The organism is Aliiglaciecola sp. LCG003 (genome assembly GCF_030316135.1).
Classification (GTDB): Bacteria; Pseudomonadota; Gammaproteobacteria; order Enterobacterales; family Alteromonadaceae; genus Aliiglaciecola.
On sequence record NZ_CP128185.1, the window covers coordinates 1,455,486 to 1,471,716 of the forward strand.

The 16,231-nt window shown below is 43.8% G+C and carries 10 protein-coding genes; 2 read left to right on the top strand and 8 right to left on the bottom strand.

Annotation, left to right across the window (positions count from 1 at the left end):
* Positions 1 to 32: 32 nt before the first annotated feature.
* The 6 genes from QR722_RS06175 to QR722_RS06200 are packed head-to-tail and all read right to left on the bottom strand — an operon-like array spanning position 33 to position 7,015.
* Positions 33 to 1,739 carry a BatD family protein gene (locus tag QR722_RS06175; RefSeq protein ID WP_286286256.1) on the bottom strand — a complete coding sequence of 569 codons (1,707 nt, stop codon included), beginning with the start codon at positions 1,737 to 1,739 and terminating at the stop codon, positions 33 to 35.
* Complete coding sequence (locus tag QR722_RS06180) at positions 1,739 to 3,604, bottom strand: vWA domain-containing protein (protein ID WP_286286258.1); 1,866 nt, start codon at positions 3,602 to 3,604, stop codon at positions 1,739 to 1,741. The genes QR722_RS06175 and QR722_RS06180 overlap by 1 nt, the downstream gene beginning before the upstream one ends.
* Positions 3,601 to 4,605 (bottom strand): vWA domain-containing protein, encoded by a 1,005-nt coding sequence (locus tag QR722_RS06185; RefSeq protein ID WP_286286259.1) that lies wholly within the window; start codon positions 4,603 to 4,605, stop codon positions 3,601 to 3,603. Before QR722_RS06185 ends, QR722_RS06180 begins: the two co-directional genes overlap by 4 nt.
* A complete protein-coding gene (locus QR722_RS06190) occupies positions 4,598 to 5,107 on the bottom strand; it encodes a DUF4381 domain-containing protein (protein ID WP_286286261.1) in 510 nt (169 codons plus the stop codon). Before QR722_RS06190 ends, QR722_RS06185 begins: the two co-directional genes overlap by 8 nt.
* On the bottom strand, positions 5,104 to 6,051 hold the full coding sequence (locus QR722_RS06195; protein ID WP_286286264.1) for a DUF58 domain-containing protein: 948 nt from the start codon (positions 6,049 to 6,051) through the stop codon (positions 5,104 to 5,106). Before QR722_RS06195 ends, QR722_RS06190 begins: the two co-directional genes overlap by 4 nt.
* 7 nt (positions 6,052 to 6,058) lie before the next feature.
* Positions 6,059 to 7,015 carry an AAA family ATPase gene (locus QR722_RS06200; RefSeq protein WP_286286266.1) on the bottom strand — a complete coding sequence of 319 codons (957 nt, stop codon included), beginning with the start codon at positions 7,013 to 7,015 and terminating at the stop codon, positions 6,059 to 6,061.
* A 247-nt stretch (positions 7,016 to 7,262) separates the two neighbouring features.
* On the opposite strand from QR722_RS06200, the gene fadI reads away from it, so the two are divergent.
* A complete protein-coding gene (gene fadI, locus QR722_RS06205; protein ID WP_286286268.1) occupies positions 7,263 to 8,573 on the top strand; it encodes an acetyl-CoA C-acyltransferase FadI in 1,311 nt (436 codons plus the stop codon).
* 11 nt (positions 8,574 to 8,584) lie between these two features.
* Positions 8,585 to 10,732, top strand: a complete 2,148-nt coding sequence (gene fadJ, locus QR722_RS06210) for a fatty acid oxidation complex subunit alpha FadJ (RefSeq protein WP_286286270.1) — start codon at positions 8,585 to 8,587, stop codon at positions 10,730 to 10,732.
* Positions 10,733 to 11,198: 466 nt separating this feature from the next.
* On the opposite strand, the gene QR722_RS06215 is transcribed toward fadJ, so the two are convergent.
* Positions 11,199 to 11,342 carry a hypothetical protein gene (locus QR722_RS06215; protein WP_286286272.1) on the bottom strand — a complete coding sequence of 48 codons (144 nt, stop codon included), beginning with the start codon at positions 11,340 to 11,342 and terminating at the stop codon, positions 11,199 to 11,201.
* A gap of 189 nt (positions 11,343 to 11,531) precedes the next feature.
* Positions 11,532 to 16,022 carry an EAL domain-containing protein gene (locus QR722_RS06220; protein WP_286286274.1) on the bottom strand — a complete coding sequence of 1,497 codons (4,491 nt, stop codon included), beginning with the start codon at positions 16,020 to 16,022 and terminating at the stop codon, positions 11,532 to 11,534.
* Between the last annotated feature and the right edge of the window lie 209 nt (positions 16,023 to 16,231).

Here is a 16,231-nt window from a genome sequence, read left to right on the forward strand (position 1 = left end):
ATAGCGAAAACTCTACCTACATAGTGTTGAGATCAGTAGAGTGGCTGCAAGGTGGCTTTATTATTTTTTTCCAATGCAGATTGTCGGACCCGCTGCAAAACTAGTAAAAGCTTATCACTTTTCCAGCGCTTGTCATCTTGGCTAAATTGATCCGCAAACATGGCGTTGATTTCGTGGTCTAGTTCCACGGATGAGATTCTTTGTTGACAAGCTGTCAATGAAGCACCCGGTGTATGCAATATATGGCTCAGCCAGTGCTGTAAGCTTGGGTATATCAGGTTACTTTGTTGAGTTTTTAAGGCCGTGGTCAAGTTGCTCCACAGCGCCTTTTCACTTTGTAGTGTCGGGCTCGTATTCGTTGGTGCAACGCTAATTTTCTTGCGACTCATAAACCATAACAGCAGGGTGGCAAGCCACACACCCAGTAGTATCCAGCTACTCAAGCTCCAAAACTTGGTCACTTCGACGGTTTCTACTTGGGCAGTAGGAGGTAGCTCTGGTTTATCAGTGGTCAGAGTATCTTGGTTACTTTGTGGGATAGGGCTTGGTGTAGCAGGATTCACAGCCGCGCCAGGGGTTACCACAATACTTCGCGCAGGCAGCGTTGCATATTCGGTCGTACCGGTTAGCACATTAAACCATGCAACACTTACTTCAGGGAGCACGTAGTTCCCTGCTTTGCTAGGAATGATAGCAATGTTTTCAACACGCTGAGCGACCAAATTACCATCTCGCACGACTGTAGTGGTAGCAGGTTGGTCGGGATAAACTTTAAAATCCGGTGGATAACGGCCAATAATTTCTGGCAGCTGTTCTTCAGCCACGCCTAATACAGATAAGGTCAAAGTTCGAGTAATCGGCTCGCCCGCTTTTATCTCAGCTAAATCAGGCTGCCATTCTTCGTTTAGTTGAACATATTCACTGGGTAGCCAATGTTCGGTCACGGTTGAGGGGATGGCTTTAACATCTAGGGTAATATCAGGCGTAACCCGATTAATAGGTTTCGTTTGGTTGAAGTAGCTAAAACTGTCGCGACTCTTATCAATCACTTCACCCTCAAACAAAGGCCCTTTAATGACTACTTGGCCACTGCTTTGGGGAATGATCCCATAGTTACGTTCAATGATTCGATAGCGCTGACCATCTACAATATCGGTATAATCGCGGTCTTTCCCCAAGGGGCGTATATTGGCATTTTGTAAAACAGGCTCCGCCATACTGCCTCGTTGCAAATCAATCGCAAGGTGAATTCGAACCGTATATTTAACTAACTGCTGCACGTATGGCTGTTTGACATCCACTTCGGCGGTAATGAATGCTTCTCGCGCTTTTGCTGGACTAGCCGCGGAAGTGGGTAATACTCTTATTTTAATTGGTTCAGAGCTTTGGCCGCCAACGGTGAACGCTGGGATATCAAGGACTCCTTCTGTACGGGGAATTAAGATAGTCGTCCAGGTGGTGGATCGCGTAGTATCAAAGTTGACCACCCGAGTTTGACTGCTAACAGAGGTTCGGCCTACTACAAAGTCATCATTGAGAATATCGGCATTAAAGGCATTTTGCTCAATGCTGCCCATGGCAGTTACGGTTAACACGATAGATTCGTCAGCCATTACTGGATTTTTATCAACCCGAGCACTGAGCGCGCTAACCTGCGCCGTGGCGCTTTGAATAAGCGCAGAGGTGATGATTAATGTCAACGAAAGACGCTGAAGAGTATTATAAAAAGAGTGTAGCATTACCAATTCCTCTTTGACTGGCTAGGGGAGCGATTGGCTCGACGTTGACGATTTTCTAACATCATTTTACGTTTTAATAAGAAAGCCGGGTCATCTGGTACACGATTCAACAGATTTTGCATTCGTTGCATTTGTTCTCTTTGCTCGTCGGTTAAAGGTTCCTCAGACTCTTGAGCCTGTTGCGCCTGGGCTTGTTGTTCTTGCTCTTCCTCTTCCTGCTGCTCATTCTGTGACTGCTCGTCTTGAGGTGTTTGCTCAGAAGGTTTGGGCTGGTCTTCAGACGCAGATTCTTGTTCATCTTGCTGTTGGCTATTTTGTTGACTGTCATTTTGCTGTGGGTCTGATTGTTGTTGTTGACTGTCATCTTGCTGCTGATCAGATTGTTGCTGTTGGTCCTGATCCTGTTGATCGCTTTGATCTTGATCCGAAGACTGATTTTCATCTGTTTGTTGATTTTGCTCAGATTGTTGTTGCTGCTGTTCCTGTTGTTGTTTGAGTTCTTCAATCAACGCCTTATTTTGTGCGGCATCACTGTGATTTGGTTGCTGATCTAGCACTTTGGAGTAGGCTTGCAGCGCTTGATCTAACTCGCCTAGCTGAGCTAATGCATTACCTTGGTTATACAAGGCTTCGACGCTGTCTGATTGGCGGAATGCGTCCAAGGCTCCGCTAAAATCACCACTGCGATATAATGCTCCACCTTTCCATATGGGATTATCAAATTGTGCAGCAGCGTCTTCGAATTCATCTTGTTGAAATGAAGATAAGCCTTTTTGATCATTGTTTTTAAATAACTCTTGGATATCAAATGCCAGAGCAGGGCGGGGCAACAACATTCCCCCAAATAGCGTTAACACCATAACTGTCAGATAACCCCGTCTAAAAGATAGAGCGGCGATGGGCAACAAAATGAGCAATAAATAGGGGCCTGCTTCATACCATTTATCGCCAAACTCATCTTTCGATTGCTGTTGGGAATCGGTTTCCGTTGCGGTCAAACTTTGTTCAGTTAAGCGTTTAATGTCGCTGTCATCGGCGCTGATATTGCTATATCGCCCGTTACTTTTGGTGGCCAAGCCGGCTAAAATCCCCTTGTCCATTTTAGGGATGACGATAGCGCCACGATTGTCTTTTAAAAAGTCGCCGTCGAGTAATTGAATCGGAGCACCCTCTTCAGTGCCGACGCCCAAAATTGAGACGCGATAGGGTAAGGCTGCGATGAACTTGTTCAGCTCGGCCAATTGGGCCATTTCTACTCCATCAGTGATCCAGAATATTTCACCATCCAAGAAACCTGCATTTTGTAATAAGCCAGCAGCCCGTTTTAGCCCCAAATAGGGTTCACTGCCCGCAACAGGCATAATTTCGGGAGACAAGCTTGGCAGCAGGGTTGTTAAATTTTGTGCATCGGAACTAAGAGGACTAATAGTAAATGCATCCCCGGCATAGGCGACTAAGCCTACATCCCCTTCAGCAATTTGGTTAATCAGATCTATGGCTTTGAATTTGGCTCTGGTCAATCTATCTGGCTTGATATCGGTGGAGCGCATCGACATCGACATATCCAATAAGACGACTTTGCCGCTATTCAATTGATAAACTGGCTGAGGAAGTTGTTGCCAGGTTGGACCGGCTAACGCCGTTATCGCCATTAACCCTGCAATTGCCATAAGCAGTAGCGAGAGACGCTGAGTCGGTTGACTTTTACTACCAACCAAATGCTGATACAAATGTGGCGCTAACACGCCTTGCCAACCAGATTGCTGGCGTTTTATTCGTCGACTTGCGAATAAAATAATCAGCAATGGAATAATACTCAAAAACCATTCTGGTCGTAAAAAATGGAAGTTGGCTACGTCAATCATGATGACTTCCTGTTAAACATTTGAGCGGCCCAATTCAATATTGGTGCACTGGCTATCAGCGCACTGAGGAATAAGGCCAACGCGAGTGGATAATAATACAGTGCTTGTAGCGGGCGCATCTGTCGACTTTCTCGCTCTATGGGCTCCAAGGCATCCAATATGCTATAGATTTGCTGCAATGCCTGGGTGTCCTTTGCCCTGAAATATTGGCCGCCAGTGGATTCAGCCAGTTCAGTCAGCATGTCTTCATCAAGTTCTCTAGATGGATTTTGTGTGCGTAAGCCGAAAAAACCTTGGGTGATCATCGAATCTGCGCCTACTCCTATGGTGTAGACAGTAACGCCATCATTGATAGCCAACTCATTGGCTTGTTGAGGGGTAATATTACCTGCAGTATTTTGACCATCGGTTAATAAAATCACTACTTTGTTGGATTCACTTTTGGTTTGGAAACGTTTAATAGATAACCCTATAGCATCGCCAATGGCAGTTTGTTCACCCACCAGGCCTATCTGACTTTCCTTCAACAACTGCTCAACGGTGGCTCTGTCATAGGTCAGCGGAGCTTGTAAATAAGCGGTGTCAGCAAAGAGTATTAAACCCAATCGATCGCCTACGCGCCGTGCAATAAAATCGCCAAGAACCTTTTTTATCATGACTAAGCGATTGACCCGACGGCCATTTATTTCCATATCTTCTTGATTCATACTGCCGGACAAATCAACCGCTAACATTAAATCTCGACCTTGAGTAGGAATACTCACAGGATCGCCCAACCACTGAGGTCTTGCACTGGCGATGACCAAACTACACCAAGCAACTATGGCCAGTACCAATAGAACTTTGTTCGGTCCTGTTTTTTGATTTGTGGTCTGCATATCTGCAGTTAAAGACGGCACTCGCAACGCGGCACCGCTGTGCCGTGGTTTTCGTGGCAATAAAAGTACTAACAACGGCAGCGGTAGTGCCAGTAAAACCCACCACCAGGCAAATTCAAACATTATTCGCCTCCGTTAAATCCTTGTTTTTCATCCGCGACTTCACAGGCGGGAGCGCATACTTTAACCAATTCTTCGCTTGCTCGATGGTAGGGGCAAAGGCCAAATTGGCATCTACAACAAAGGCACCAAGCAGCACGGGTTGATATTGTTGCTTAAATTTTTGTTGGCGACCTTTGGGAAGCTGTTGGACTAAAAATGCTAACCACTGCTCTGAGTGCAATGCTGCCACTTGCTCCGCGGCAAAGTAACTCAGGGCTGCCCGTTTTAACACGCTGTTCATTTGGTTTAACCAATCTGGGTCGGTGGAGCGAATAGCTGCGAGCGCTTGTAAGGCGGCTTTTTGACTTTTTCGCCGTTGAATATAACGACTACTGAATACGATTAAAGCGATCAGCAACAGGGTTGCTGCGGCAATGACCAACCACCAGCCTATTGCTAGGGGCCAAATGCTAGCGTCTGGGGGCAAATGGATGTCATTAAGCTGTTCAAGAGGATTATTCATTTCCTTATTCCCCTTCTACCGTCTAGTTGTTGCTCCAAGGACAAACCGGCGTTTATCGGAAATACTTGTGCATGGCACTGCCGCAATACTTGAGATATCTGCTCAAATTGACGTTGATGAGAATCTTTATAGCGCTGGGAGACTGACTTTTCACCTAACACTAACGTTTGTTGATTTATATTGTCGGTCAACTCAACGACCTGTTTGGTTTTAACCGCAGGCAACTCGTGTTCGAAGGGATCTGAGATCGAATAGGCAATAATCTCACTATGTCGGCCAATACGACTAAGATGTTGTTTGGCGACCTCATCCAACTGCTGAAAATCACTTAAAACAAAAACTAGACTGCCTGGGTGAGCTAAACGTCTAAGTCGAGCGCAAGCATCTGAAAAACGAAACTCGCCGGCGTCTGTTTGGGTTGGTTGATGTATATCAATCAATCCATGTAATAAAGACAGTACCGCTTTTTGCCGTGTCATGGGTTTGAATTCTAGATGGCGATGTTGGTTGTAAATTAAGCCACCGATACGGTCACCCCGTTGACGGGCTGCCCATGCGGTCAGTGCTGCAAGATGAGCTGCCTGAACCGACTTATACAGTAATTGAGTGCCAAAATGCATGGACGCAGACAGGTCAGCCAGAATAAAAATTGGCCGCTCTTTTTCCTCCCGATATAACTTAGTATGGGTCTTCCCTGAGCGGGCCGTTACGCGCCAATCTATGGCACGAATATCATCACCGGGCTGATAATGCCTAGCTTCGTCGAATTCCATGCCTCGACCTTTGGTTTTAGCCAAATAGCTGCCAGCCAACTTTGATTGGATAGTCTTTTGAGGAGACAAGTTTAGTAAGCTGGTTTTTGCCTGATAATAAAGTAATTGCTTTATATCCAGCGAAACCCCATCGGTATGTAAACGGCTAAGCCAATTAACTACATCATACATAGCAATTCTATGGTACGGGTACAAGTTGTAAAATACGGTCAAGCAGTTGATTGGCACTTACGCCTTCTGCTTCGGCCTCATAACTTAACAATATTCGATGTCGTAAAACGTTATGGAAAATCGCCTGAATATTGTCCGGTCCAACAAAGTCTCTGCCCATCAGCCAAGCGTGAGCCCGGGCACATTTGTCTAGTGCGATTGTGGCTCTGGGACTGGCGCCGAATTCTATCCAACTGGCCAAACTTGCATCATATTTTTCTGGGCTGCGGGTGGCGATAATTAGCTCAACTAAGTATTTTTCTAAGGATTCGGCCAGATGAATTTGCAGCACTTCTTCGCGTGCCGCGAAAATTTCAGCTTGAGGAATCGAAGGGGTAACAATATTTTGCTGATTAATTGCTTCGTCGCGGGTTAGACGCAAAATCTCAAGTTCGGTTTCAGCCCCAGGATAGTCAATCTCCAGATGCATTAGGAAACGATCGAGTTGTGCTTCCGGTAATGGATAAGTGCCTTCTTGTTCAATCGGGTTTTGAGTGGCCATGACCAAGAACAGTTCAGATAAGGGGTAGGTTTTATTGCCAACTGTGATTTGACGTTCGGCCATCGCCTCTAACAGTGCCGACTGGACTTTTGCTGGGGCGCGATTAATTTCATCAGCCAATACCAAATTATGAAACAGCGGACCTTTTTGAAATACAAACTCACCGGTTTCTGGCCGGTAAATATCGGTGCCTGTTAAATCCGCAGGCAACAAGTCAGGGGTAAATTGAACCCGATGAAAATCACCTTCTAAGCCATGGGCTAGGGCGTTAACTGCACGGGTCTTAGCTAGCCCTGGGGGGCCTTCTACTAACAAATGGCCATTGGCCAGCAAGGCAATCATGATATTGTGGGTGAGATTACTTTGACCTAGAACCTGTGAATCAAGATAGGCTTGCAATTGTTTGAATTTTTCTACTGCCATTAATCTTCCTAGCTGTATTTAAGTGGTGTTTTTAAAAAGCACCTTAGTGACAATAAAAAGCTATATTGGGTTCCCTTGAAGAAACACAATGTTACAAATCGGCTTATTTTGTCTTTAAATTGGGCTCACACTTTATTCAAAGCGAAAAGTTGATATGTTAACTAGAATTTGAATTTTCTAGCACAGTCTGTACAATCCACCTATTACTAGAGGTCAGACCACTCTGACGATAACATGAGGACAGATAATGTCGGCAAAGCAAACAGTCTCCACCCGTAACGGTGATCGAATAGCTATAGTAGCAGGTTTACGGACACCTTTTGCGAAAATGGCGAGCTATTTTCATGGGGTTCCCGCAGTAGATCTAGGCAAAATGGTGGTCAATGAAATGTTGACACGGCATAACCTTGATCCTCAATTGGTAGAGCAGCTCGTGTATGGTCAAGTGGTGCAAATGCCTGAAGCGCCAAATATTGCACGAGAAATCGTGTTGGGCACGGGTATGAATGTGCACACCGATGCTTATTCTGTTTCGCGCGCGTGTGCGACTAGCTTCCAATCTACCGTTAATATTGCTGAATCAATGATGGCTGGTAATATTGAGGTTGGTATCGCTGGTGGCGCTGACTCCACCTCTGTATCGCCAATCGGCGTATCTAAAGCACTTGCTAGAGCTTTGACTGATTTACAGAAAACCAAGACCCTCGGCCAAAAATTCAATGTACTTAAAAAGTTAGGTTTTAAAGACTTACTTCCTGTACCGCCTGCGGTAGCTGAGTATTCGACTGGATTATCTATGGGCCAGACGGCAGAACAAATGGCAAAAAGCCATTCGATATCTCGCCAAGAGCAAGATGCATTGGCCCATAGGTCTCATTCACTCGCGGCAAAAAGCTGGAATGAAGGACACCTAGACAATGAAGTGATGACCGCTTACGCAGAACCTTTTAAAGGTGCGTTGGAAAAAGACAATAATGTCCGTTTCGATTCTAAACTCGAAGGCTATGCAAAACTGCGTCCGGTGTTTGATAAGAAACACGGAACTGTGACGGCTGCCAACGCCACGCCACTGACAGATGGCGCATCAGCCATAATTATGATGACGGAAAGCCGTGCCAAGGCCCTTGGATATAAGCCTCTGGGCTATATTAAAAGCTACGCTTTTGCCGCTATAGATGTGTGGGAAGATATGTTAATGGGGCCGTCATATGCAACACCAATGGCCTTGGATAGAGCAGGGATGACGTTGAATGACCTGACATTAATAGAAATGCACGAAGCCTTTGCTGCCCAAACACTAGCTAATTTAAAAATGTTTGCTAGTGATAAGTTTGCTCAAGAAAAATTGGGACGCAGTAAAGCTACAGGTGAGATTGATATGGATAAATTTAACCAAATGGGCAGTTCAATCGCTTATGGGCACCCGTTCGCCGCAACAGGTACTCGTATGATTACGCAAATGTTAAATGACCTAAATCGCAAAGGCGGTGGTACAGGATTAGTCACTGCGTGCGCTGCAGGCGGCCTAGGTGCAGCTATGATCGTTGAAACGGCTTAAGGGGAACAAAGATGTCACAAGAGAACCAAACTACGCAACCATCAGCTAGCGCATTCGCACTTGAAGTGTTAGACAATGGCGTTGCCATACTCACCATGGATGTTCCAGGTGAGTCGATGAATACCTTGAAAATGGAATTTTCAGAGCAAATCTCTAGCATGTTGGATCAAATTGACGGCAACGACGCAATTAAAGGCGTTGTAGTTGTCAGCGGTAAACAAAGCTCATTTGTTGCTGGTGCCGATATTAGCATGTTAGCGTCATGCAAAACCTCAGAAGACGCTGAAACCATTTCGCGAGGCGGCCAGGAAATTTTCCAGCGCATGGAAGACATGAAAGCGCATTTCGTGGCGGCTATCCATGGTCCAGCGCTAGGTGGTGGATTAGAGCTTGCTTTAGCGTGTCATTCAAGAATATGTAGCGACTCAGCTAAAACCCAAATGGGTTTGCCTGAGGTGCAATTAGGTTTGCTACCAGGCAGTGGTGGTACGCAACGGCTGCCAAGATTGATTGGCATTCAAAAAGCCATGAAAATGATGCTTACAGGTGCGCCAGTAAGAGCCAAGCAAGCGCTTAAGTATGGCATTGTGGACGATATGGTTCCCCAATCAATTTTGCTGGAAGTGGCAATTGACAGAGCCCAGCAACGCAAGCCTTCGCGTAAACAACCGTCGCTGGATATGATGGGGAAATTCCTTGAACGCACCTCAATGGGTCGCAACACCCTGTTCAACCAAGGCAAAAAACAAACACTGAGTAAAACCAAAGGTAATTACCCTGCCCCTGAACTGATCATTGATTGTATCGAAATTGGTATGAGCAAAGGGATCCGTCAAGGCATGTTAGCCGAGGCCCGTAGTTTTGGCCAACTGGTGATGACTTCTGAGTCAGAGCAATTACGCAATATCTTCTTTGCGACCACTGAAATGAAAAAGGAAACTGGAGTTTCTGGTGTCAAACCGGGCCAGCTTAAAAAAGTAGCTGTGTTAGGTGGCGGACTCATGGGTGGCGGCATTGCTTTTGTTACTGCTACCAAAGCTGGCTTACCAGCTCGTATTAAAGATATCCGCCCTGAGGGCATTGCTAATGCGATGAAGTATACCTATGATTTGCTGAACAAAAAGGTCAAACGACGTTTTATGCGTAAGTCTGAAATGCAAAAGCAGATGTCGCTCTTGACCGGCTCGGTCGACTATTCTGGTTTCGGCGATGCGGATGTGGTGATTGAAGCCGTATTCGAAGATTTGTCTCTTAAACAAAAAATGGTCAATGATGTTGAAACCAACTGTAATGAAAATACCATTTTTGCATCTAATACCTCGTCGATTCCAATTGGTCAAATAGCGGCCCAAGCTGCTCGACCTGAACAAGTCATTGGCTTACATTACTTTTCGCCCGTAGACAAAATGCCGTTGGCTGAAGTTATCGCCCATGAAACTACCTCAGATCAAACTATTTCCACGACAGTTGAATTAGCGAGAAAGCAGGGGAAAACCCCTATAGTGGTAAAAGACGGTGCTGGGTTCTACGTAAATCGAATTTTAGCACCCTATATGAATGAAGCTGCTAATGTATTGTTGGCGGGTGAGCCAATTGAACACATTGACAAAGCATTAGTGAAATTTGGTTTTCCAGTGGGTCCGGTGAAATTGTTAGATGAAGTGGGTATAGATGTTGGAACTAAGATCATTCCGATTTTGATGGCTCAGTTCGGTGATCGTTTCAAATCAGCAGAAGCCTTTGACAAAGTTTTGGCGGATGACCGTAAAGGTAAGAAAAACAAGCGTGGCTTTTATTCATATACAGGTAAAAAGCCTGGAAAAGAAGTGGATGAATCTGTCTATCAATTACTAGGTATTACGCCAGCTCAAAGTAAAAGTGCTACCGAAATTGCCGAGCGTTGTGTGATACTTATGTTGAATGAAGCAGCCATGTGTCTTGATGAAGGCGTGATCCGTAACCCAAGAGATGGTGATATAGGCGCGATCTTTGGAATTGGCTTCCCGCCTTTCCTAGGCGGTCCATTCCGCTATATGGATAAACTTGGTGCGAAACACTTAGTGGACAGACTGAATCACTATAAAGCCCAATTTGGCGATAAATTTACCCCAGCAAACAAACTGGTAGTAATGGCCGAAAGTGGTGAAACCTTTTATTAAAGTCGGAGCAAAATTTAAATTTTTGCTGATAACTTGTTACATAACTGTTAAAAGTCGGGCTTAGCCCGACTTTTTTGTATGTAACCTATGAAAAAGATAGTTTTATTGGGGTATTTGGCTATAATTTCCACACTAAAGTGTTTTATGATGAGTGGAGAGTAAAGTGCTTGTAACCTTAATAGTCACAGTATTGTGTAGTTTGTATTATTACGTGGAATCGTTTAAAAGTGCTTTGCCAGCAAAGAAGTGGGCTGTTGCAGGTCTAATTTTTGGCCCCTTTATTCTACCGATTTTTACTATATCGAAACATGTAACACTCAGACATGCTAGAGGTTTTACTACTACCTTTATGAACGCTTAACGTTTCTGCTCAATCGCTAGTTTTATTAAAGTAAAAAAAAGAGAGGTTAACCTCTCTTTTTTAGAAACAATCCATGTACTGCACTAAAATCCAATGCTTTGGCACTTAAAATCCAATACCGTTACCAGGTCTTTGTGCCTGAGTAGTTTGGGTTGTTACTGTTTTCTGTTCAGCTTGCTTAGCTCCATCTAGAGTTGTGCTTGCTGGAGAAGTGGTTAACATTAGTGCTACTGCATAAGCTTTTAACATCGTTTGGTTCCTCTTTGATATTTATATAATATTATTTTTATTGTTTGACCGACAGAATATTGTCGGACACTGTTCTATTTGCGAAGAACGTGCCAACTTTCTCAATATTATTTAATAATAGCTATCAGATAGTTGCGAAAAAACTTACCAGGTCCTTCGGTAATAATCTTAACCCAAAAAAAAGAAAAATTAAACCTTTGATTTGTGCAGTAATTGACTGATGTGGAGGTTTTCATTCAGAAGTTTTTCGAACTTAGACGCACTTAGGGGCTTACTGTAAAGATAACCTTGAAGCATCTCACATTCATAGCGCTTGAGGATCTCTAATTGACGCTCTTGCTCTACACCCTCAGCGACCACCTTCAAGCCTAGGTTGTGGGCGATATTGATAATTGCAGCGGTCATATGTCTATCAACGCTGCTGGTGGCGATATCATCAATGAACGCTTTATCAATTTTGAGTGTATTAAGGGGGAATTTTTTTAAATAGGCCAAAGATGAATAGCCAGTACCGAAATCATCCAACGCAAGGTGAATGCCTTTTTCTCGCAGTCGATCCATCAGTTGTAACGCCTGATCTGGGTTTTGCATTAGCGTGCCTTCGGTGATTTCACACTCTAAGTGGAGTGGCGATAGGCCTACCTTCTGCAGTATCCTGTTGATTCTATCATCTAGATCCGGCAACTCAAATTGACGCGCCGAAATATTGACGGCAACTCGTCCTGTGAATAAGCCCTTGGCTACCCAGCGTTTAGTATCTTCACAGGCTTTACGTAACACTCGCTCACCGATTTCAATAATCTGTCCGGTCTCTTCTGCCAGCGGAATAAATTGAGCTGGACTGACAATGCCTTTCTCAGGGTGCTCGAAGCGGACCAAGGCTTCCATACTGACCAATTTTCCTGAGGAAATATCGACTTTAGGTTGATAGTGAACCGTAAACAGATCTTCTTTAAGACCATAGCGAATAAGGTTTTCTATTTGTAACTGGCGTACTGCATTTTGATTCATTTCACCGCTGAAGAATTGGTATTTGTTACCACCACTGTTTTTGGCGAAATACATCGCCGTATCAGCGTTTTTCAGTAATTCTTGTGGATTATTGCCGTCTTCAGGGTAAAACGCGATACCAACACTTGCACTCAATACAAACTCTTGTTTATTTATGATAAATGGGTGTGCCATTTGATCGAGAATACGCTGTGCATAATGATTGATCCGCAGCATTTCATCTTCGTTATCAATCAAGATACTGAATTCGTCACCGCCTAAGCGGTAACATGTTGCATTTGTACCGGCAATTTTTTGCAGGCGTTTGCCGATTTGTTTAATTAAGATGTCACCGGTTTGATGACCCAAGGAATCATTAATCTTTTTGAAATTATCCATGTCCAAGCAAACGAGTGCATGGGCCACATCTTTGCGTACTAAGTTATTATGGCTGGCCTGGAAGAAGGAACGATTTGGCATTTCCGTCAATGGGTCGGTATTTGCCAGCTTAAGGAGCTCTTTTTCAGTACTCTTACGAGAGGTAATATCCGAGAATACACCTACATAGTGAGTGGTTCGGCCATCTTCACCGTGAATGGCATCTACATTGAGCTCCATCTCATATCTATCGCCATTAACCCGTCGCGATTCTACCTCACCATTCCAATTACCTTTTTGGCGAAGGGCTTTTTTAACCTCTTCGGTGAAGGCTTCAGGGTATTGATTGAACTTGAAGAAGCTTGCCAACGCTTGTTCTCGGGTCTCCCCAGTGTATTGACAATAAGATTGATTTACTGAGATAAACCGAAAGTTGGTATCGGCAATAAACACGCCGTCTGAAATGGTTTCAATTGAACGCTCATACAATTTAAGCTGTTCTTCTGCCTGCTTCAGGTGGCTTATATTCTTAAGGGTTCCTGTCATCCGCAGTGGTTGATTGTTGTTGTCACGCTTAACAATCATTCCGCGGTCTAGGATCCATATCCATTCACCTTTAAAGGTTTTAGCCCGATAGGATACTTGGAAATGTTCAGAATTTTTGGCTATGTGCTCATTTAAGGCTTTTTGCACCCGTAACATGTCATTCGGATGAATATTCGCTTGGTATGAACTATTCGCTCGAATATTGTCTTGCGGGAAATCAATGGTGCCCCAAGTGTTGGCGCGGTAGACCTGGCCGCGGAACACATCCCAGTCCCATAATTCATCGCCACTGCTCCAAAGAGTCAACTTCAAGCGCTCTTCGCTTTCTCTTATTGCATTTTGGATTGATAACCGACGCTTATATTGACGCAATATATATAACAAGATGATGACGGTGAAAATACCATACAGTGCTAATGCGGGCTTATCTAGCCAATAGGGCGGGCTGATTACAATATCTAACTGGGCTGAGTCTGACCATGGGCCATCTCCAACTCTACCTTGCACTTCAAAAGTGTGCTCGCCATAGGTTTCGATTGAAAAGGCCGCAAATTGTTCACCAAGGTTTGTCTCAAGCCAGGTATCTCGCCAACCCAATAACCGATATCTATATAGCAGTTGGCCTTTGAATAAAGAGTTAATATGACCAAATTCTAATGTAAAGGGAATGCTCTCATAAGTGAGCGATATTTTTTTGGTCATAATTAACGGTTGACTCAAAGGAGAGTTCGCTTCGCCGACTTTAACCGGCTTATTGTGGATCCTCAACTGAGTGATTTTGGGGGGCGCAAGCTTTTGTTGATGGTCTGCTATGTCGCTGATCAAACCGCTTTCTGTTTGAATTAATTTTTCTGAATTAAAAATATGGAAGCCGTTAATACCGCCAAAGAATACTAAGCCAGTGCGGGACATAAACACGGCACCCTCATTTAGATCATTGTAATCCAGTAAGTGGCGGGGAATCGTCTTTAATAACTTTCCAGTCAACAAAGATATTTGCCATATTTCTGACTGACTGCTTTGCCAAACTGTGGTTTGTTCTTTAGTATCTAGTACAGAGTTAACCACTAATCCTCGAACGTCAAAGCCTCTAGGATGAAAGTTTTCCAAGACTTGATAGCTATCTTTGTCGAGTTTAAATAGACCGTGTTTGCCGGTGGAGACCCAAAAAAAGTCGTTTGTTTCATGAACATTAAATACTACAGGTTCAATATCATTTATCGAAGTCCGCAGGGTTAACTGTTTAAAGGTATTATATTTTGCATCTTGAATGACCAAGCCAATATCTGTTTTTAGCCATATATTACCTTTGCTATCGGATAAAAGCGGTGTTTCGCCCTCTAAGTTGGCATAGCTGACTTCTTGTGGAGGAACATCAAGACGAAGACTGTCTATTGAAAATAACTTCTCATCAATAGCTTTAATCCAATAATTGTCGTGGACCTTAGTCAACTCTACGATAGGCATACCATCAAAATATGTTTTCAGCAGGCTCAGCTTCTCGTTGGTATAGCTATAAACCTTGACGCCTTTATCGGTTGCCAACCACAGACGCATTTTTGCATCTATAGCGATATCCCAAATCATCAGGTTGGCATTATTTAAGTAACGTTTAAAGGTGCCATTTTCACTATACAGGCTTAATCCACCAGTCAGGGTGGTTACCCATACGCTGTTCCCGGTGTAGTCGGCGAATGCCCAAACACTGTTGTCGGTTGAGGAGAAGCCCTTACCATTAATGGTTTGAAAGTGCTTGATACTCGAAAACTGTGGGTGGTATTTAAACATCCCCGAAGTATGAGTACCAAACCATATTGAGCCTTTGCTATCTTGGTAAGCGGTAATGATGAAGTAATTCGTCAAGCCAACAAAAATCCCATACTCTTCATCAATCGAAGAGACCGCCTGTTCGGCTTTGTCATAAATACTGATGCCATCAGCGGTGGACAGCCAGACTTTGCCGCTTTTCTCTTCAATGATGGAGCGCACATAATTATTGATGATCTTAAGTTTGTCGTCTCTGGTTGAGGTAAGTGTCATCACTGTTTTATAATCTGATGACAGCACAACAACGCCAGCTGTGGTGGCTAACCAATATTGGTCATCGATTACTTTAAGGTCATAAAGTGGGTTTTCTAGAAACAAACCCCAAGGGTTTTCCTTAAACAGCGGGTACAAGGCATTGCTATCAATGTCGATTGCATAGGGGCCCGAATTTTCAGTACCTAGCCAAATCTTATCTTTTTCCACAAACATGGTTCTTACCGTGTCGTCGAGTTGGATATCATTGCTAAAGGTTATTGCCGCAAAATCATCAGTTTGGGGGTTATATTCGTATAATTTCTTTTCCCCGGAAACAATTAATCTGCCAGGCTTAATTTCGGCGATAGCCCAATTTTTGCGGGATTTTAATTGACTGTTTTCAGGACTATAAACTTTGAACTCATCACTTTCAGGAAGGTATCTAGCTACTCCACCAACTGCAGATATCCACAGCACGTCATTTGAGTCGATGTAGAGCTTGCGAATATATTCTATGGGTAAATTGTTACCATTGGGTAATTTGGGAGTGTATAGCTTAAAGTTAGTACCATCAAATCGGTTCAGGCCTTCCATAGTGGCGACCCAAATGTAACCGTTTTTATCTTCTATAATGTCAGTTACAGAGCTTTGAGAAAGCCCTTGCTCTACAGAAAAATTGCGCAGTTGTATGTCAGCGATATTGGCCTTCGCTGATAGGGATAATAGCGCTGTTTGAACAATCAAAGCAGTTACAAGAAGTAACCTATTTATTGATTTCAATTGCACTTCGCACCCAAGAGTGACGTCTCGCTATTATTATTATTATTATTCTTTAAGAACATTTGCCACTTTTATCACACAAAAACCTAATACATTAATATGCCGAAAATAGGCCTAATCTACAAGGCAAGAATGCTGCAAATTCGATGAATCTAACGAATATTTACAATTAT